Source organism: Bacillus sp. FSL W8-0183 (assembly GCF_038006825.1).
Classification (GTDB): domain Bacteria; phylum Bacillota; class Bacilli; order Bacillales; family Bacillaceae; genus Bacillus; species Bacillus altitudinis.
In genome coordinates, this window is record NZ_JBBOVY010000001.1 from 1,608,773 (window position 1) to 1,626,152 (window position 17,380).

Below are 17,380 nucleotides of genomic sequence, written 5' to 3' on the forward strand. Positions count from 1 at the left end.
AGCGGAAAGAAGGGTTATTATGACATTCCATGATGAAAGAAGGCTGCTCATTAAGGTTGCGCATATGTACTATGAAGAAGGCGCCACTCAATCTAAAATTGCAGAAGCTGTTGGGGTTAGCCGTTCGCTCATATCGAAATATTTGGCAAAAGCACGTGAAGCAGGAATCGTGGAAATCATTATTCATGATGAAGTAAATCAACAATATGGTTCGTTAGAAAGAAAAATAGAGCGAAAATACGGGCTGCGAGAAGTCGTGTGTGTGGAATCTCTCAGTCAAGAAACAACAAAAAGTCGAATAGGAGCTGCGGCTGCGGGCTTTTTATTAAAAGTCATGAAGGATGGACAAGTCATCGGTTTTTCATCAGGGACAACCTTGCATGAAATGGCGAAAGCGCTTACGTCTGTTCAGCATTTTCCATCTGTGACATTTGTTCCGCTTGTAGGAGGCGTCGGAAATGAAGATGTTGATATTCATGCCAACTATATTATTGGAAGATGCTCAGAAGCACTCAAATCCAAATGTGAGTTTTTACATGTGCCTGTCATGCTTGATACGAAAGAAGCGAAAGATGTACTCATTAGACAGCCGTCGATCAAAAAAGTCATTGAATTAGGAGAATCATCAAATATCGCGGTCGTAGGAATAGGCGGGGTTCCGCAACATTCAACGATGGTGAAATCCTATATGACAAGTGGTGAGGAAGATATCCTGCAAGCGAAAGATGTCGCGGGTGACATTTGTTATAACTTTATTGATCATAAAGGTGAAGTGTATCCGCATCCGTGGAACGACCGGGTGATGGGGATCAGTCCTCTAAAACTGAAAGAGATCCCTCTTGTGATTGGTGTCGCTGGAGGAAAAGAGAAAATTGAAGCGATCAGGGCAGCGTTAGAAGGTGGATTAATTCATGTGTTAATTACAGATGAACAAACCGGAGATGCCCTATTAAAGTAACTACCTAAGCCGATTAGGTAGTTTTTTTGAGTCTTTAGACTCAAAAAGATTGAGAATTTTATCGATTTTATCTTGACACAAAGTTGACACATCATATAAACTAAGTTCATAACAAATGATAAATAAAATAACAAATGTTACAAGAAACAGATTTTTGTTAATTTTTATAACATTTGTTAAAAGTTTCAGATTATTTTTCTAGCAATCTATTGTGAAGCAAGAAAACCTGAAAGGATGATTTAGATGTCAATTTATCAACAATTGTTAGCACGAGAACGCAGCGGAGATCCAATCAAAGTTGGGATTATCGGGGCAGGTCAAATGGGGTTTGGACTCATTTCACAAATTTCTAAAATTCCAGGCATGATTGTCGCAGGTGTTTGTGATATTCATCTTAGTGCAGCTGAGAAAGCAGCGAATTTTTACAAGCAACATGCGAAACCACATCAAATGGTCGTCACAAATGATTACAGAGAAGTGATTCAATCAGATTCTGTGGAAGTCGTTGTGGATGCAACAGGTGTTCCAGAGGTCGGAGCAAACATTTCTTTGGAAGCGCTTAATTCAAAAAAACATCTCGTTCTTTTAAATGTAGAAGTCGATATTACGATCGGCTTGGTCATGCATAAATTATTCACGAATGCAGGACTTGTTTACTCTGGATCAGCTGGAGATGAACCAGCAGCAACGCTAGAACTATACGAATTTGCAAAAACAATGGGGCTTGAAGTATTGGTTGCTGGGAAAGGTAAGAACAACCCATTCTTCCCAGAAGCAAACCCAGATACGTGTAAAGCTGAAGCAGATAGTAAACATATGAGTGCCCACATGCTGGCAGCATTCCAAGACGGAACAAAAACGATGGCAGAAATGAACCTATTAAGTAATGCAACAGGACTTTTGCCTGATAAAGTCGGCATGCATGGAGTAGAAGCGAATTTAGAAAATGTAGCAGATAAATTAAATCAAAAACAGCAAGGCGGCGTACTGGATAACTTCGGAGTCGTTGAATATGTAAACGGACTTGCACCAGGTGTCTTTGTCATCGTCAAGAGTGATCTTGAGCCAGTAGATGAAGAACTTCGCTACTTAAAAGTTGGAAAAGGTCCTCACTACACACTGTATCGTCCTTTCCACTTAGCAAGTCTTGAAACACCAGTGACGATCGCAAAAGCAGTCTTACAACACGATTCTTCAATCCATCCAATTGGTGTACCAGTATCAGAAACTGTCGCTGTGGCGAAAAGAGATATTAAAGCAGGAGAAACACTTGATGGTATTGGCGGATACTCCGTAAGAGGTGTACTTGAAACACATCAAGACATGAAAGCGAACGGCCACATCCCAATTGGCTTAATCAGCGGAAAAGTGGTAGCGAAAAAAGATATCAAATTGGGGCAATTCCTATCTCATGATGATGTAGAACTTGATGCAAGCACAACGGTCTGGAAGCTGCGTTCATTACAAGATCACTTATTTCAATCATAAGGACGTGAGGCTATGGAAAAATTAGCAATCGTACTTTGTATCATTTTGATTGTGCAGTATGGTTTATCGTTTATTCAAATCAAGTACTACCGCAAGAGCATGGATTCACTGATTGACGACTATAAAGGGAAACAAGGCTATCACTTGTTTTCAGGAATGGAGCGGCGCAAATTTGGTCCTGGAGCCATTGCGCTCATCATTGTCGATGAATCATACATCATTCAAAAGTGTCATGTGCTGGGTGGCGTCTCGATTTTGTCTAAATTTAAGGAACTGCCTTCCTATGAAGGAAAACATGTGGGGGCTGTGCTTGATGAGCATCACATGATGAAACAAACATTGAAAAAGCGCAAAAGGGGACCAGCTGTCATGCAAGCACTCTCCATGGCAGCGGAGCAGGCGCTTGTCTCGATTTCTAAAAAAAATATAACAAATGTGAACTAAGAAAGGGGAGATGAAACATGGAATGGATTCAATGGTTTGGAGAGCACTTTATCGGGATGTTTGAAGCCGGCGGAAAGCAGTTCATGGGTCTTGTTACAGGTATCGTTCCAACGCTTGTTGTGTTACTTACTTTCACTTATGCTGTCATGAAGTTTATTGGAGAAGAGCGAGTGAATAGAGCGATTCAGTTTGCAGCGAAATATACCATTTTGCGCTATACGTTAATGCCGATCTTATCCGTTCTTATTTTGACAAACCCAATGGCTTATACGTTTGGCCGCTTCTTACCTGAAAAACAAAAACCAGCATTCTATGATTCAGCTGTTTCATTTGTTCATCCGGTGACATCGCTGTTCCCGTATGCCAACGCAGGAGAACTGTTTGTCTACTTAGGAATTGCGAACGGGATTAAAGAAGCTGGATACTCTATGTCAGAGCTGGCTGTTCGTTACTTCTTAGTCGGGATCGTTGTCATTTTACTTCGCGGAATCATTACGGAATGGATCACAAAGTACTTAGCAGGAAAAATGAAAGCGAATTCACAATAGGGGAGGGTTAGACATGACAAACCACAAAGTATTTGTTGCAAAAGGTGCTGGCGGATGGGGAAAAGGATTAGAGCTTGAACCAACCGGTAAAAGAAGAAAGGTCGTTTCCATTACAGGAGGAGGCATTCACCCAGTTGCACGAAAAATTGCAGAAATGACAGGGACAGAAGCATGTGATGGCTTTAAAAATTCTATACCAGAAGATGAAATGATGTGTGTTGTCATTGACTGCGGAGGAACAGCGCGAATTGGGCTTTATCCAATGAAACGCATTCCTACTGTCGATGTGCTGGCATCCTCTCCTTCTGGACCGCTTGCAAAACACATTACAGAGGATATCTTCGTATCAGGTGTCACAGAAAAAGATATTTCCTTTGCTGAAGCATCTGATAGTGAAGGGAATGTAGAAGGTCAAGAAAGCAGCGGCCCAATTGACAAAGAGAATTTCAAAGAAACCTATTCAAAACTGAAAGAGGAAAATATCGAGCGTCAAGAAAAAGGGAATTTCCTCATGAGATTCTCAAGAGGAATCGGAAAAGTAACCGGCACATTCTATCAAGCTGGTCGTGATTCTGTTGATATGCTCCTTAAAAACATTATTCCATTCATGGCCTTTGTCAGTATGTTAATTGGAATTATCAATTATACAAAAATCGGTGATCTGATTGCCCATTTCCTTTCACCTTTGGCAGGATCTTTATGGGGGCTCTTACTGCTCGTTGTTGTCTGTACCTTACCGTTCCTATCGCCTGTCTTAGGACCTGGGGCAGTCATCGCACAAGTCATCGGTGTACTGATTGGTAGTCAAATTGCACTAGGAAACATTCCGCCTCAATTTGCTCTTCCAGCACTGTTTGCGATCAACGGTCAAGTAGGGTGTGACTTTATCCCGGTGGGGCTATCACTTGGTGAAGCGAAGCCGGAAACGGTACAATATGGGGTACCAGCTGTTTTGTATAGCCGTCTCATTACAGGCGTTCTATCTGTTGTGATCGCATACGTTGCCAGCTTCGGTATGTATTAAACGTATTAAAGGAGGAATCGAGATACATGGTAACACAATCTGTCGTAAAAGAAATTGGGATCTTAGTCCCGCAGTTTAAAGAAGATAAGCTGATTGTTTTATTTGGACCAGCAGCGCCGCAGGAATTAAGAGATATGTCTGTCATTCATGAGTTTGAACACTTAGAAGAAGAGCCGTTGAAATTAGGCGGAACGATTCAAGTGGGCGACCAAACTTATACCATTACTGCTTTAGGCAATAAAGCAAATGACAACTTTAAGGAACTCGGCCATATTTCGATCTACTTCCAAGAGCCGTTTGATGATGTATTACCGGGAGCTGTCTTTGCATCCCCACATACGTTTCCTGATATTAAAGAAGGCGTACGAATTGAAATTTCGTAACCATGGAAAAAAGCTGTTCCTTATAGGGAGCAGCTTTTTTGCGTTAGGTTTACTGATTGAAACATTTGCGATATGCTGTAGACGTTATTATTTGTATATTCAGAATTTTTATTCAGGGGGAAAAGATCGTGTCGCTTGACTTGAAGGATGTTTCTTTAAAACGAAATGGAAAATGGCTGCTTCGTTCTATTGACTGGCAGGTGAAAAACCAGGAACACTGGGTGCTTTATGGTTTAAATGGTGCTGGGAAAACGGCTTTATTAAATATGCTTTGCTCATATTATTTTCCAACGTCAGGTGAGATGACGGTGTTAGGCCATGTGTTTGGCAAGGAAGCGCTTGGTGAAAAACTAAGGAAGAAAATTGGTCTCATCTCTGCTGGTCTTGAAAAGAAGCTGCACAGAGATGACAATGCATTTGAAATTGTTTTGAGCGGGGCATTTGCTTCCATCGGACTTTATGAAACACCGACAGATGAGATAAGAGAGAAGGCGATTGATTTATTAAAAACATTTGGCTCGTTTCAATATGCCAATCGCACGTATGAAACCCTCTCGCAAGGAGAGAAACAAAAAGTGCTCATCGCAAGAGCTTTAATGAATGATCCGAAGCTCCTAATATTAGATGAACCTGTGACGGGTCTTGATTTTTTAGCAAGAGAACAGGTGCTAGAGACGATCTCATTGATTGCATCAAAACCAGATGCGCCCACATTGCTCTATACGACCCACCATGCAGAAGAGATTCTCCCGATTTTTCAGCACACCTTATTATTAAAAGAAGGTACTGTTTTTCATAAAGGGGAGACAAATCAGATGATGACAAGTGACTTGCTTTCTTCCTTTTTTGAATGTCCAGTCGAAGTCATGTGGCAAAACGGCCGCCCTCACTTAAGTAAATTGTAGATAAGAGAAACTATTGGTCTGCTTCCCTGCTTTTCCATCATACATATTATAGTAGAAAACGAAAGGCGGGGAAGGACAGATGATCAGTATTTCTGAATTCCAAATCAAAGATGTCGTCGATGTGTCCAGCGGAAAAAAATTAGGTACTATTGGAGACATCGATATCAATGTCACGAGCGGTAAAATACAAGCGATTATCATTGGCGGTACAGGTAAAATGATGGGATTTTTCGGAAAAGAAGAGGAAATGATTGTCCCGTGGCGAAATATAGTAAAAATTGGCGAAGATGTGATACTTGTCCGTTTGTCTTCTTAATTTGTGTAAATTCCTCAACTAATAGATCAAATTTTCCTTAAAACAAGCTCTCCATTCTCAGCAATCAATGTCTTTTTCGGGTAAAAAGATTACGTTTTCATATCAATTTGAAAAAAAACCTGTAGAAAGGGCACATTTGAGTGTAATATTTAATGAATCCCACTAACTGTCTTAGCAGGTCTTGTGGTAAAATAGGAGCGATATAAAGAGAGATGAATGAAAGGTGGGAGGCAGCTTTGATAGACAAATATGACCCCTTTCAGCAGAAATCACCTTATGCAATGCTGATTCATGATTGGACGAACATGACATGTTCTGGAAAAGAGATATTGGCCGGTTTTACGACAAAAAATGGCGGCTTTAGTCTTTCTCCATATCAATCAATGAACACTGGACTCCATGTAGGAGATGATGCTTCTAGTGTCCAAATGAATCGTCAAGTCATTGCAGATGCTACTGCTGTGCCGCTCTCTAATTGGGTGTTTGCTGACCAAACACACGAGGATCGCATCATGAAAGTCACGAAGGAACAAAAGGGAAGAGGAAGTCTTCAGTATGATGAAGCGCTCTCTAGAACAGATGGTTTATACACCTCTGAACCAAACATCATGCTCGCTCTTTGTTTCGCTGACTGTGTTCCGCTTTATTTTCTAGCTCCGCAATCTGGGCTGATTGGAACGGCTCATGCCGGCTGGAAAGGAACCGTCAAACAAATTGGCGCCAACATGGTTGATGCATGGGTTCGCCAAGAAGGCGCTGATGCCGATCATATACAAGTCGTCATTGGACCATCCATTGGCAGCTGCTGCTACATAGTAGATGATGTTGTCATAGATCAAGTGAAACAGCTTCCTTTTTCAACAGAGGATGTGTATTCCGAGATGTCACAAGGACAATACAAAATTGACTTAAAAACACTAAACAAAAACGTATTACTTCATGCAGGATTAAAAGAAGAAAACATACATGTCAGTTCGATGTGCACAAGTTGCAATGAGCAGCATTTCTTCTCACACCGGCGTGATCAAGGGAAAACAGGACGTATGATGTCTTTTGTCGGGTTTAAGGAGGCATAAGTGCAATTGAATGTACGAGAGAATCTCAGACAAATAAATGAACAAATAAACGAAGCATGTAAAAGAGCAGGTAGACATCCAGACGATGTATCGGTTGTCGCTGTCACAAAGTATGTCTCGATTGAACGAGCATTAGAAGCCAAGGATGCCGGAATTTTGCACTTTGGTGAAAATCGTGACCAAGGGTTACTTGAAAAACAGGCAGCCATAACCGATGAAAACATTAGCTGGCACTTCATCGGCAGTTTACAGACGCGAAAAGTGAAATCTGTCATTCAGACCATTGACTACTTACATTCGCTAGACAGAATGTCTCTTGCGAATGAAATTGAAAAAAGAGCGGATCACACGGTTCGCTGTTTTGTACAGGTGAACACATCACTTGAGGAGTCAAAACACGGCTTACAAAGCGAAGACGTGATTCCATTTGTCAAACAGCTGGCTGATTTCAAACATATTGAAATTGCTGGACTCATGACGATGGCTCCATTTACAGATGATCACACGGTGATACGAAACTGTTTTAAAACATTAAAAAGCCTTCAACAAGAGGTAAAACAACTGAACCAAGTAAATGCACCTTGTCAGCATTTATCGATGGGCATGTCAAACGATTTTGAAATCGCAATTGAAGAAGGTGCGACATTTGTTCGGATTGGCTCTTCACTTGTTGGAAATGAAACAGGAGGTGCGTGACATGAGCATAAAAAATAAGTTTAAAAGCTTCTTCACACTCGATGATGAAGAGTATGAGTACGAATATATTGATGAAGAAAGAGAACCAGCACAAGAAGAAAAAAACACAAAAGATAAAGCGGCATTTCAAGAGCGTCCTCAGGCAGGAAAACAAAATGTCGTCAGCTTGCAAAGCGTGCAAAAATCCTCTAAAGTGGTGTTAAGTGAGCCGCGTGTTTATGCAGAGGCACAGGAGATTGCAGATCATATTAAAAATCGGCGTGCAGTCGTCGTCAATTTGCAGCGCATTCAGCACGATCAAGCAAAGCGAATCATCGACTTCTTAAGCGGAACGGTTTATGCAATCGGTGGAGACATTCAGCGTATTGGCTCGAATATATTCCTCTGCACTCCTGATAATGTGGATGTATCTGGCACAATATCAGAGCTATTGACAGAGGAAGAACCTCAGAGGTGGTAAACCAAAGTGACTCTATATTACATTTTCCAGTTTCTACAGACTGTATTAACGATTTACTCATTCGCGATCATTATTTACATCTTTATGTCATGGGTACCATCTGCAAGAGAAACAGCGATTGGTCGCTTCTTGACAAACATTTGCGAACCGTATTTAGAACCATTCCGTAAAATTATTCCGCCAATTGGCATGATAGACATCTCGCCAATTGTGGCATTGCTTGTGATTCGTTTCGCATCATTGTATGGACTAACTGGTCTTTATAATATGATTGTACGATTCATGTAAACAGGCTGCCGGGCTTGGCATCTGCCAGGCTCTTTTACATAAAAGGGGAACAAAATGAGCGATATTTATCAACATTTTAGAAAAGACGAACAGCCATTTGTCGACCAAGTATTAGGCTGGAAAAACATCGCACTCGATCAATATCGAATGAAATTAACAGACTTTCTTGATCCGCGTGAGCAGTTCATTACCCAGTCCGTGATTCAGCATTCTGATGAACTGGGTCTCATGTTTTTTGGCGGGTATGAGGAAGCAGAGCGGAAAAGGGCTTTGATCTATCCTGACTATTTAGCACCGACCATACAGGATTTTGAACTGACTTATTTTCAGGTGAACTATGCGAAAAAGTTTATTTCTATAGAACACCCCAACCTTCTCGGTTCGCTCATTGGGACAGGCCTGAAGCGTCAAAAATTCGGTGATTTGTTGTTTTCAGAGGACAACGTGCAATTTATTTGTACAAGCGATGTTGCCGATTTTGTTCGGGCTCAGCTGACGCATGTCGGCAGAGCATCTGTTTCATTAGAGGAAATCAGCAAGGCAGATCTTCAGCCAGTCATCAGCAAAACCGATATCAAAGAAGATACGATTTCTTCACTGCGGCTTGACGCTGTATGTGCTGCTGTCAGCCGTCAGTCTCGGCAAAAAGCACAGCTTTTGGTCAAAAATGGTCTTGTCAAAGTAAACTGGAAAGTCACTGAAGACCCTTCCTTTACAATTGGTGAAGGTGATCAGCTCTCTGTCAGGGGATTTGGCCGCTTTAGCTTAAAAACAATTGATGGGAAGACGAAAAAAGATAAATTCAAAGTAACATTTGAGCTTCTGACATAACGAATTTGAATCTGGAGGTGGCAAGAGTGCCATTAACACCTAATGATATTCATAATAAAACGTTCACAAAAAGTTTTCGCGGCTATGACGAAGATGAAGTAAATGAGTTTTTAAGCCAAGTACGTAAAGATTACGAGATCGTACTTCGCAAAAAGAACGAGCTTGAAGACAAAGTCAACGAGCTTGATGAAAGACTAGGCCATTTTGCAACAATTGAAGAAACATTAAACAAATCCATTCTTGTGGCGCAAGAAGCAGCAGAAGACGTGAAGCGTCATTCTGATAAAGAAGCGAAATTGATCATTCGTGAAGCTGAGAAAAATGCAGACCGTATTATCAACGAAGCGTTATCAAAATCAAGAAAGATTGCAATGGAAATCGAAGAGCTCAAGAAACAGTCGAAAGTCTTTAGAACTCGTTTCCAAATGCTCATCGAAGCTCAGCTTGATCTTCTGAAAAATGATGATTGGGATCATTTGCTGGAATATGAAGTTGACGCTGTCTTTGACGAAAAAGAATAAGCGCATCACCTTGACATGACGTGCTCATGTTGCATATAATACCATCATAAATTAACAAGAGATAAACGTTTGAAAGGGACACTCGCAGCGGTTACATGCGTAATAAAGCGAATCAGGGACGGTGGAAGCCTGACATTACGAAACGCTGCAATGAGATCACCCCTTTAGTTCCTTTTCTGAAATGTATGAGTAAGAAAAGGCGTCTGATCACGTTACGATTTTAGAGTGGATAAGCGGCAGTTTCAAAGCGCTTGTCTAAAAGGGTGGTACCGCGAGACAAGCCTTCTCGTCCCTTATGGGATGAGAGGGCTTTTTTTATTGTTTTTTAATACGAATTTGCATGTGGAGGAATAGGTATGAACTACAAAGACACCTTATTAATGCCAAAAACAGAATTCCCGATGAGAGGGAACTTGCCGAACAAAGAGCCTGAAATCCAAGAGGAGTGGGCAGAAAAAGACATCTATCAAATGGTTTTAGAGCGGACAAAAGGACGCCCGACCTTTATTTTGCATGATGGACCTCCATATGCGAATGGTGACATTCATATGGGGCACGCACTCAATAAAATCCTCAAAGATTTTATTGTCCGTTTTAAATCAATGAATGGATTCCATGCACCGTACGTACCGGGCTGGGATACACATGGCTTACCGATTGAAACAGCCCTTACGAAAAATAAAAAAGTCAAACGCAAAGAAATGTCGACAGCAGAATTCCGTAAACTATGTGAGGAGTATGCATGGAAACAAATCGAAGGTCAGCGCAATCAGTTTAAACGTTTGGGCGTAAGAGCAGACTGGGATAATCCATATGTGACATTGAAGCCTGAATACGAAGCGCAGCAAATTCTTGTCTTTGGTGAAATGGCGAAAAGAGGCTATATTTACAAAGGTCTTAAGCCTGTTAACTGGTCTCCATCAAGTGAATCAGCACTTGCTGAAGCAGAAATTGAATACAAGGACAAACGTTCACCATCGATTTACGTATCATTTAAAGTGAAAGATGGCAAAGGCGTACTTGAAAACGGCGAGCAGTTCATCATCTGGACAACAACACCTTGGACACTTCCTGCAAACCTTGGCATTTGTGTACATCCAAACCTAGAGTACAGTGTGCTTCAAGTGGGTGCTGAGCGATATGTCATCGCATCTGAGCTAGTTGAACAAGTGGCAAAAACACTTGGCTTTGAAGAGTACGAAGTTGTGAAAACCTTAAAAGGTAAAGAATTAGATAAGGTCGTTGCAGCACATCCAATTTACGATAGAGATTCTCTTGTGATGCTTGGCGATCACGTCACAACAGATGCAGGAACAGGCTGTGTTCACACAGCGCCAGGTCACGGGGAAGATGACTTTATCGTAAGTATGAAGTACGGTCTTGATGTGTTATGTCCAGTAGATGAAAAAGGTGTGATGACAGAAGAAGCACCTGGTTTTGAAGGACTATTCTACGAGGATGCCAATAAAGCCATCACAGAACAGCTTGAAGCAAAAGGCGCATTGAAAAAGCTCGACTTTATCACGCACTCCTATCCGCATGACTGGAGAACGAAAAAACCAACAATTTATCGTGCAACTGCTCAGTGGTTTGCTTCCATTAAAGATTTCAGAGAAGCACTATTAGATAATATTAAAGAAACGAAATGGGTTCCAGCTTGGGGCGAAACGCGCCTGTTCAATATGGTGCGTGACAGAGGTGACTGGTGCATTTCAAGACAGCGTGTATGGGGCGTTCCAATCCCAGTCTTCTATGCTGAAAATGGTGAGTCAATCATCACAGATGAAACGATTCAGCACGTCTCTCAATTATTTAGAGAACATGGCTCGAATATTTGGTTTGAAAAAGAAGCAAAAGAATTATTGCCTGAAGGCTTTACACATCCAGGCAGCCCGAACGGTGAATTTACAAAAGAGCAAGATATCATGGATGTATGGTTTGATTCTGGTTCTTCTCACCAAGCGGTATTAGAAGAACGAGATGACCTGGTTCGTCCGGCAGACCTTTACCTTGAAGGTTCTGATCAATATCGCGGCTGGTTTAACTCATCTTTATCTACAGCAGTTGCAGTCACTGGAAAAGCGCCATATAAAGGTGTTCTCAGCCATGGCTTTACGCTTGATAAAGAAGGACGCAAGATGAGTAAATCATTAGGCAATACGATTGATCCGACGAAAGTGGCGAAGCAGCTTGGTGCGGAGATTCTTAGACTTTGGGTATCTTCTGTCAACTATCAAGCCGATCATCCAGTGTCTGACGACATTTTAAAACAAGTCGCAGAAGTTTATCGTAAAATCCGTAACACGTTCCGCTTCTTGCATGGTAACCTGTTTGACTTTGATCCAGCAGTCAATGCAGTACCAGTCGAAGAGCTTCGCGAAGTGGATCAGTATATCTTAATCAAATTAAACAAATTGATTGATAAAGTGAAAAAAGCTTATGATGATTACGAATTTGCGGTTGTCTATCATGCCATCCACAACTTCTGTACGATTGAGCTTAGCTCTTTCTATCTCGATTTTGCAAAAGATGTGGTATACATTGAGCATGCGGATCATCCAGACCGCCGCAGCATGCAAACGGTTTTCTATGAAACATTAATGGCGTTAGTGAAGCTAACAGCACCAATTCTTCCGCATACAGCAGATGAACTATGGAGCCACTTAAGCTTTGTTGAAGAGCCAAGTGTTCAGTTAACAGATATGCCAGAAGGTGTAGCTGTTCCTCAAGCAGAAGCGACAGAAGTGAAGTTTGACCGCTTTATGGAAGTACGTGACGATGTGCTAAAAGCGCTGGAAATTGCGCGTAATGAGAAAGTCATCGGACGTTCACTTGAAGCGAGTGTGACCCTTTATGCAACAGAGGAAGTGAAAAACCTTCTTGCATCCATTAAAGAAGATGTGAAGCAGCTCTTTATCATTTCTGAGTTAACAGTAGAAGATGAGAAGCATGCAGACGCATCAGCGCCTGAATACACATCAGGACGTATTGTTGTTCAAAAAGCAGAAGGCGAACTGTGCGAACGTTCCCGCATTATTTCAAAAGATGTTGGCGCAAATCCAAAATACCCAACATTGTCGCTCAAAAATGCTGAAATCGTGGAGAAATATTACCAGAATTAACAGCGTGATATCACCAACTAGCGCCCCGCATATAGCGGGGCGTTTTTGATATAGAGAAAATGACAGCGTTTAGAACGAAAGGAAAAATCTTATGGCTTTAAAGTGAACAGGCGGGGCAACAATATGATTATCACGACAGGGCAGGAGTTGAAACAGCGACATGAATGGCGATCTAGAGACGATTTACATGGAACTCCTTCAAATGAGAGAAGAACTGCAATCGAAACTGTTTGAATATGCATCATTGCGTTCACCCGCTGAACATGTCACGTTCGATCAAGCAAAAACGACCACGCTTCTTTATCACATTAAAGAAGAACTGCAAGATGTTTCGCTCGCGATTGCAAAAATTGAACAAGGAACTTATGGCATATGCGAGGCGACAGGGCATACAATGCCTATTGAACAAATGAGTATTCTTCCGACTGCTCGTACGACTGACGACTTTTTATATCATAAGCAATACGAGAAAAAAGCATTCACCCCTTATCCTTATGAATCAAACGATTCTCATTTTGAAGCCTTCCACATGTAGGGAGGTTTTTGTCTGTCAACTAAAGTTTCTTTACTCCATCCTGTTTTCTTGATAAAATGCATAAAGACCAAAGTATGAAGATGGAGGAACGTGTGTGTTCTATTACATAATCGCATTCGTGATAATTTGTTTAGATCAATTAACAAAATGGCTCATTGTCAAACATATGATGCTCGGTGATTCTATTCCTGTGATTGATGGCTTCTTTTACATCACATCCCACCGAAATTCAGGAGCCGCATGGGGGATTCTCCAAGGACAAATGTGGTTTTTCTATGTGATCACACTCGTTGTTATTGCAGGAATTGTTTATTATTTGCAAAAACATGGACAAAAGGACAAGCTACTTGGCGTAGCGCTTGCCTTAATGCTTGGCGGAGCAATTGGAAACTTTATTGACCGTATTTTCCGTCAAGAAGTGGTTGATTTTGCTCATTTCGTATTTGGGGATTATCATTATCCAATCTTTAATATCGCAGATTCCTCTCTATGTGTGGGGGTCATTCTGCTCTTTATTCAAATGCTGTTAGATGGAAAGAAAAATAAGGAGTCAACTACATGAATCAAGTAAACATTGCCGTTTCAGAAGAACAAACGAGTGAACGGCTTGATAAATTTTTAAGCACAACTGAACCAGAATGGTCAAGAACCCAAGTCCAGCAGTGGGTGAAAGATGGGCTCATCGAAGTAAATGGAAAACAAGTGAAGGCCAATTACAAAGTACAAGCTGGAGATCAAATCAAAGTAGAGATTCCAGATCCAGAAGCACTAGATGTAGAAGCGGAATCAATGGATCTTGATATTTATTATGAGGATGAAGATGTACTAGTGGTCAATAAACCAAGAGGAATGGTCGTTCATCCAGCACCAGGACATGTGACAGGTACTCTTGTTAATGGCCTCATGGCTCATTGCAATGATTTGTCAGGCATTAATGGTGTGATGAGACCAGGAATTGTCCACCGGATTGATAAAGATACGTCAGGGCTTTTAATGGTCGCAAAAAATGATATGGCTCATGAATCACTCGTCAATCAGCTGGTGGCGAAAACGGTCACTAGAAAATACACAGCCGTTGTTCATGGCATCATTCAGCATGATACTGGAACGATTGATGCTCCAATTGGTCGAGACAAAAAAGATCGCCAAAGCATGACGGTCACAAAAGAAAATGCAAAGCAGGCGGTCACTCATTTTGATGTGATGGAGCGTTTTAAAGACTTTACCGTTGTAGAATGCCGCCTTGAAACAGGAAGAACCCACCAAATTCGTGTTCATATGAAATACATTGGCTATCCTCTTGCCGGAGATCCAAAATATGGCCCGAGAAAAACTGTTGATTTCAATGGACAACTGCTGCATGCAGGCGTGTTAGGATTTGATCACCCTAGAACAGGAGAATATATGGAGTTTACAGCTCCAATTCCAGCTGATATGCAAGCTTTTATCGATTCATTAAGAAATAACGATTGACAGGCCGTTCTTTTTTTGAAATAATAAACGAAGAAATTGAGATTCTTTAAAACAGTCCAGAGAGGCTGAGAAGGATAACGGATCAATTTGTGCACGAGTATGCACAAATGAGCGCCCCTCTCTGCCCTTTGCAGAAGGGGCTTTTTATTTGTCAAAAAGAGGTGTAAAAGATGGAACAAAAAGCAGTTATTCTTGATGAACAAGCGATAAGACGAGCGCTTACCCGTATTGCACATGAAATGATTGAGCGCAACAAAGGGATGAAGGATGTCATCCTGGCCGGGATCAAGACAAGAGGTATTCATCTTGCAAAGCGCCTTGCAGAGCGCATCGAGCAAATAGAAGGAAACCCCGTGACTGTGGGTGAACTGGATATTACGCTATACCGTGATGACCTGACAAAAAAGACAGAGAATCAAGACCCGCTTGTCAAGGGTGCAGACATTCCAGCTGACATTAATGACAAAACACTCATTGTCGTGGATGATGTGCTGTTCACAGGCAGAACGGTGAGAGCAGCTATGGATGCGCTTGTGGATGTAGGAAGACCATCTTCCATTCAGCTGGCTGTTCTAGTCGACCGGGGACACCGGGAGCTGCCGATTCGGGCAGATTATATCGGAAAAAACATCCCGACATCAAAAGCAGAGACAGTCATGGTTCAGCTTAATGAAGTAGATCAAAACGACCTTGTCGCTATATATGAAAAATAACCTTTTTAAATGCATTCCAGAGAGTTTGCAAAGAGGGCAATAACAGAGACACCGAGCACACGACTAAAGTGACGTGTACGGTTTTTCTAGGCCTCTTTGCGCATACTCGCAAAGAGGCTTTTTTAATGAAAAAGGACACATCTAGGAGGAAAATCATGAGTCAGCAAAAAGCCAATTTAGGCATTCGAGATATCCCAAAACCGTTCACATGGCTGTCACTCAGCCTGCAGCACTTGTTTGCCATGTTTGGTGCAACCATTCTTGTACCAAAGATCATTGAGATGAGCCCAGCCGTTGCGCTCATCTCAAGCGGGGTTGGAACCATTGTGTACTTAATCATCACAAGAGGACAGATTCCGGCGTATCTTGGATCGTCCTTTGCCTTTATCGCCCCTATCTTGAATGTAAAAGCCACCGGCGGCCCTGGAGCCGCAATGGTAGGTGCCTTTATGGCGGGTGTGGCATATGCACTCATCGCATTATTTATCAAATGGCTCGGCACAGGCTGGTTAATGAAGCTTCTGCCGCCTGTCGTTGTAGGCCCCGTCATTATGGTCATCGGACTCGGACTCGCTGGAACAGCTGTTAACATGGCGATGTACGTGGATCCAAATGCAAAGGAGCTTGTTTACAGCCTGAAGCACTTAATGGTTGCAGGCTTCACGCTCGCTGTCACCATTATTAGTATGATCTTCCTAAGAGGATTCCTTAGCTTGATTCCAGTCTTAATCGGCATTATCAGCGGCTACCTTTTTGCTTTAACACAAGGCATTGTGAACTTCCAGCCGGTTATTGACGCAAAATGGTTTGCTGTACCAGACTTTGTTGTGCCATTTGTCGACTATACACCTGCTGTGACCTTAAGCATTCTCACAGTGATGGTGCCGGTTGCCTTTGTGACGATGTCTGAGCACATCGGCCATCAAGTCGTGTTAAGCAAAGTTGTTGGACAAGATTTTATTAAAAAGCCAGGTCTTCATCGCTCCATTTTAGGAGACAGTGCGGCGACAATCTTCGCTTCACTCATCGGCGGACCTCCAACAACGACTTATGGAGAGAACATTGGCGTCCTTGCGATCACAAGAGTGTTCAGTATCTTCGTCATCGGCGGAGCAGCTGTGTTTGCGATCTGCTTCGGCTTTGTTGGGAAAATTTCAGCATTAATCAGTACAGTACCGTCCGCGGTTATGGGGGGCGTTTCGTTCCTGCTCTTTGGAATCATAGCCTCAAGCGGACTGCGAATCCTGATTGATCATAAAGTGAACTTTGAAGAAAAGCGCAATCTCATTATCGCATCAGTCATCTTAGTCATTGGAATTGGCGGGGCATTCATTGAGGTGAAACAAATCAATCTGACGCTGTCAGGAATGGCACTCGCTGCCATTACTGGCGTCCTGTTAAACATGATTCTGCCGCATCAGAAGGCAGAAGATGATGAGTCAAATGAATCGAATACCGAAAACCTTTTAAAAGAAGTCCAGTGAGGCTGACAAGGGTTCTAAACGGAGCAGAACGTGCGAAAGCACCCCTGCTTCTTTTGGAGAACCCTAAGCTGCCGAGGCTTAGGGTTTTTTTGAACCTGAAAGTGATGAAAAACTA

At 42.0% G+C, this 17,380-nt stretch carries 20 protein-coding genes and 1 other annotated feature; all 20 genes read left to right on the forward strand.

The window, feature by feature from the left end; all coding sequences use genetic code 11:
- Positions 1-19 precede the first annotated feature (19 nt).
- The 20 genes from NSQ64_RS08445 (at position 20) to NSQ64_RS08540 (ending at position 17,265) form a co-directional block, all read left to right on the forward strand.
- Positions 20-958, forward strand: a complete 939-nt coding sequence (locus NSQ64_RS08445) for a sugar-binding transcriptional regulator (RefSeq protein ID WP_212360453.1) — start codon at positions 20-22, stop codon at positions 956-958.
- A gap of 243 nt (positions 959-1,201) precedes the next feature.
- Positions 1,202-2,446: an NAD(P)H-dependent oxidoreductase gene (locus NSQ64_RS08450; protein WP_007499740.1), complete on the forward strand. Its 1,245-nt coding sequence runs from the start codon at positions 1,202-1,204 to the stop codon at positions 2,444-2,446.
- 12 nt (positions 2,447-2,458) lie between these two features.
- On the forward strand, positions 2,459-2,890 hold the full coding sequence (locus NSQ64_RS08455; protein ID WP_008354650.1) for a transcriptional regulator GutM: 432 nt from the start codon (positions 2,459-2,461) through the stop codon (positions 2,888-2,890).
- Between the two features lie 17 nt (positions 2,891-2,907).
- Complete coding sequence (gene srlA / locus NSQ64_RS08460; protein ID WP_003210918.1) at positions 2,908-3,438, forward strand: PTS glucitol/sorbitol transporter subunit IIC; 531 nt, start codon at positions 2,908-2,910, stop codon at positions 3,436-3,438.
- Between the two features lie 13 nt (positions 3,439-3,451).
- Positions 3,452-4,462 (forward strand): PTS glucitol/sorbitol transporter subunit IIB, encoded by a 1,011-nt coding sequence (gene srlE / locus NSQ64_RS08465; protein ID WP_024720315.1) that lies wholly within the window; start codon positions 3,452-3,454, stop codon positions 4,460-4,462.
- A 26-nt stretch (positions 4,463-4,488) separates the two neighbouring features.
- A complete protein-coding gene (locus tag NSQ64_RS08470; RefSeq protein WP_007499733.1) occupies positions 4,489-4,845 on the forward strand; it encodes a PTS glucitol/sorbitol transporter subunit IIA in 357 nt (118 codons plus the stop codon).
- A 128-nt stretch (positions 4,846-4,973) separates the two neighbouring features.
- Positions 4,974-5,750, forward strand: coding sequence for an ABC transporter ATP-binding protein (locus tag NSQ64_RS08475; RefSeq protein ID WP_327878347.1), 777 nt, complete (start codon positions 4,974-4,976; stop codon positions 5,748-5,750).
- 79 nt (positions 5,751-5,829) lie between these two features.
- On the forward strand, positions 5,830-6,066 hold the full coding sequence (locus NSQ64_RS08480) for a YlmC/YmxH family sporulation protein (RefSeq protein ID WP_008344958.1): 237 nt from the start codon (positions 5,830-5,832) through the stop codon (positions 6,064-6,066).
- 212 nt (positions 6,067-6,278) lie between these two features.
- On the forward strand, positions 6,279-7,142 hold the full coding sequence (pgeF, locus tag NSQ64_RS08485; RefSeq protein ID WP_035700679.1) for a peptidoglycan editing factor PgeF: 864 nt from the start codon (positions 6,279-6,281) through the stop codon (positions 7,140-7,142).
- Positions 7,143-7,148: 6 nt separating this feature from the next.
- Positions 7,149-7,838, forward strand: coding sequence for a YggS family pyridoxal phosphate-dependent enzyme (locus NSQ64_RS08490; protein WP_026050091.1), 690 nt, complete (start codon positions 7,149-7,151; stop codon positions 7,836-7,838).
- A gap of 1 nt (position 7,839) precedes the next feature.
- A complete protein-coding gene (gene sepF, locus NSQ64_RS08495; protein WP_017359354.1) occupies positions 7,840-8,298 on the forward strand; it encodes a cell division protein SepF in 459 nt (152 codons plus the stop codon).
- A gap of 6 nt (positions 8,299-8,304) precedes the next feature.
- Positions 8,305-8,586 carry a YggT family protein gene (locus NSQ64_RS08500; RefSeq protein WP_024720319.1) on the forward strand — a complete coding sequence of 94 codons (282 nt, stop codon included), beginning with the start codon at positions 8,305-8,307 and terminating at the stop codon, positions 8,584-8,586.
- Positions 8,587-8,640: 54 nt separating this feature from the next.
- On the forward strand, positions 8,641-9,417 hold the full coding sequence (locus tag NSQ64_RS08505; RefSeq protein ID WP_017367204.1) for a YlmH family RNA-binding protein: 777 nt from the start codon (positions 8,641-8,643) through the stop codon (positions 9,415-9,417).
- A gap of 26 nt (positions 9,418-9,443) precedes the next feature.
- The gene (locus NSQ64_RS08510) at positions 9,444-9,938 is read left to right on the forward strand and encodes a DivIVA domain-containing protein (RefSeq protein ID WP_008344947.1); all 495 of its coding nucleotides are present in this window, start codon (positions 9,444-9,446) and stop codon (positions 9,936-9,938) included.
- A 59-nt stretch (positions 9,939-9,997) separates the two neighbouring features.
- Positions 9,998-10,235 (forward strand) — a binding site (T-box leader).
- A gap of 59 nt (positions 10,236-10,294) precedes the next feature.
- A complete protein-coding gene (gene ileS / locus NSQ64_RS08515; protein WP_341015983.1) occupies positions 10,295-13,060 on the forward strand; it encodes an isoleucine--tRNA ligase in 2,766 nt (921 codons plus the stop codon).
- A gap of 160 nt (positions 13,061-13,220) precedes the next feature.
- Entirely contained in the window at positions 13,221-13,595 is a 375-nt protein-coding gene (locus NSQ64_RS08520; protein WP_008344944.1) for a TraR/DksA family transcriptional regulator, read from the forward strand.
- Positions 13,596-13,689: 94 nt separating this feature from the next.
- A complete protein-coding gene (gene lspA / locus NSQ64_RS08525; RefSeq protein ID WP_008344942.1) occupies positions 13,690-14,157 on the forward strand; it encodes a signal peptidase II in 468 nt (155 codons plus the stop codon).
- Complete coding sequence (locus NSQ64_RS08530) at positions 14,154-15,068, forward strand: RluA family pseudouridine synthase (protein WP_024720321.1); 915 nt, start codon at positions 14,154-14,156, stop codon at positions 15,066-15,068. The genes lspA and NSQ64_RS08530 overlap by 4 nt, the downstream gene beginning before the upstream one ends.
- Before the next feature lie 170 nt (positions 15,069-15,238).
- Positions 15,239-15,781, forward strand: a complete 543-nt coding sequence (gene pyrR, locus NSQ64_RS08535) for a bifunctional pyr operon transcriptional regulator/uracil phosphoribosyltransferase PyrR (RefSeq protein ID WP_007499718.1) — start codon at positions 15,239-15,241, stop codon at positions 15,779-15,781.
- A 155-nt stretch (positions 15,782-15,936) separates the two neighbouring features.
- The gene (locus NSQ64_RS08540; protein WP_039166762.1) at positions 15,937-17,265 is read left to right on the forward strand and encodes a uracil-xanthine permease family protein; all 1,329 of its coding nucleotides are present in this window, start codon (positions 15,937-15,939) and stop codon (positions 17,263-17,265) included.
- Positions 17,266-17,380 lie beyond the last annotated feature (115 nt).

Excerpts from the sequence above, each read along its gene's own strand:
- NSQ64_RS08450 (WP_007499740.1), top strand. The coding sequence starts at position 1,202 with ATGTCAATTTATCAACAATTGTTAGCACGAGAACGCAGCGGAGATCCA.
- sepF (WP_017359354.1), top strand. The coding sequence starts at position 7,840 with ATGAGCATAAAAAATAAGTTTAAAAGCTTCTTCACACTCGATGATGAA.
- NSQ64_RS08480 (WP_008344958.1), top strand. The coding sequence starts at position 5,830 with ATGATCAGTATTTCTGAATTCCAAATCAAAGATGTCGTCGATGTGTCC.
- srlA (WP_003210918.1), top strand. The coding sequence starts at position 2,908 with ATGGAATGGATTCAATGGTTTGGAGAGCACTTTATCGGGATGTTTGAA.
- pyrR (WP_007499718.1), top strand. The coding sequence starts at position 15,239 with ATGGAACAAAAAGCAGTTATTCTTGATGAACAAGCGATAAGACGAGCG.
- pgeF (WP_035700679.1), top strand. The coding sequence starts at position 6,279 with ATGAATGAAAGGTGGGAGGCAGCTTTGATAGACAAATATGACCCCTTT.
- srlE (WP_024720315.1), top strand. The coding sequence starts at position 3,452 with ATGACAAACCACAAAGTATTTGTTGCAAAAGGTGCTGGCGGATGGGGA.
- NSQ64_RS08455 (WP_008354650.1), top strand. The coding sequence starts at position 2,459 with ATGGAAAAATTAGCAATCGTACTTTGTATCATTTTGATTGTGCAGTAT.
- NSQ64_RS08530 (WP_024720321.1), top strand. The coding sequence starts at position 14,154 with ATGAATCAAGTAAACATTGCCGTTTCAGAAGAACAAACGAGTGAACGG.
- NSQ64_RS08540 (WP_039166762.1), top strand. The coding sequence starts at position 15,937 with ATGAGTCAGCAAAAAGCCAATTTAGGCATTCGAGATATCCCAAAACCG.
- ileS (WP_341015983.1), top strand. The coding sequence starts at position 10,295 with ATGAACTACAAAGACACCTTATTAATGCCAAAAACAGAATTCCCGATG.
- NSQ64_RS08505 (WP_017367204.1), top strand. The coding sequence starts at position 8,641 with ATGAGCGATATTTATCAACATTTTAGAAAAGACGAACAGCCATTTGTC.
- NSQ64_RS08445 (WP_212360453.1), top strand. The coding sequence starts at position 20 with ATGACATTCCATGATGAAAGAAGGCTGCTCATTAAGGTTGCGCATATG.
- NSQ64_RS08520 (WP_008344944.1), top strand. The coding sequence starts at position 13,221 with ATGAATGGCGATCTAGAGACGATTTACATGGAACTCCTTCAAATGAGA.
- NSQ64_RS08470 (WP_007499733.1), top strand. The coding sequence starts at position 4,489 with ATGGTAACACAATCTGTCGTAAAAGAAATTGGGATCTTAGTCCCGCAG.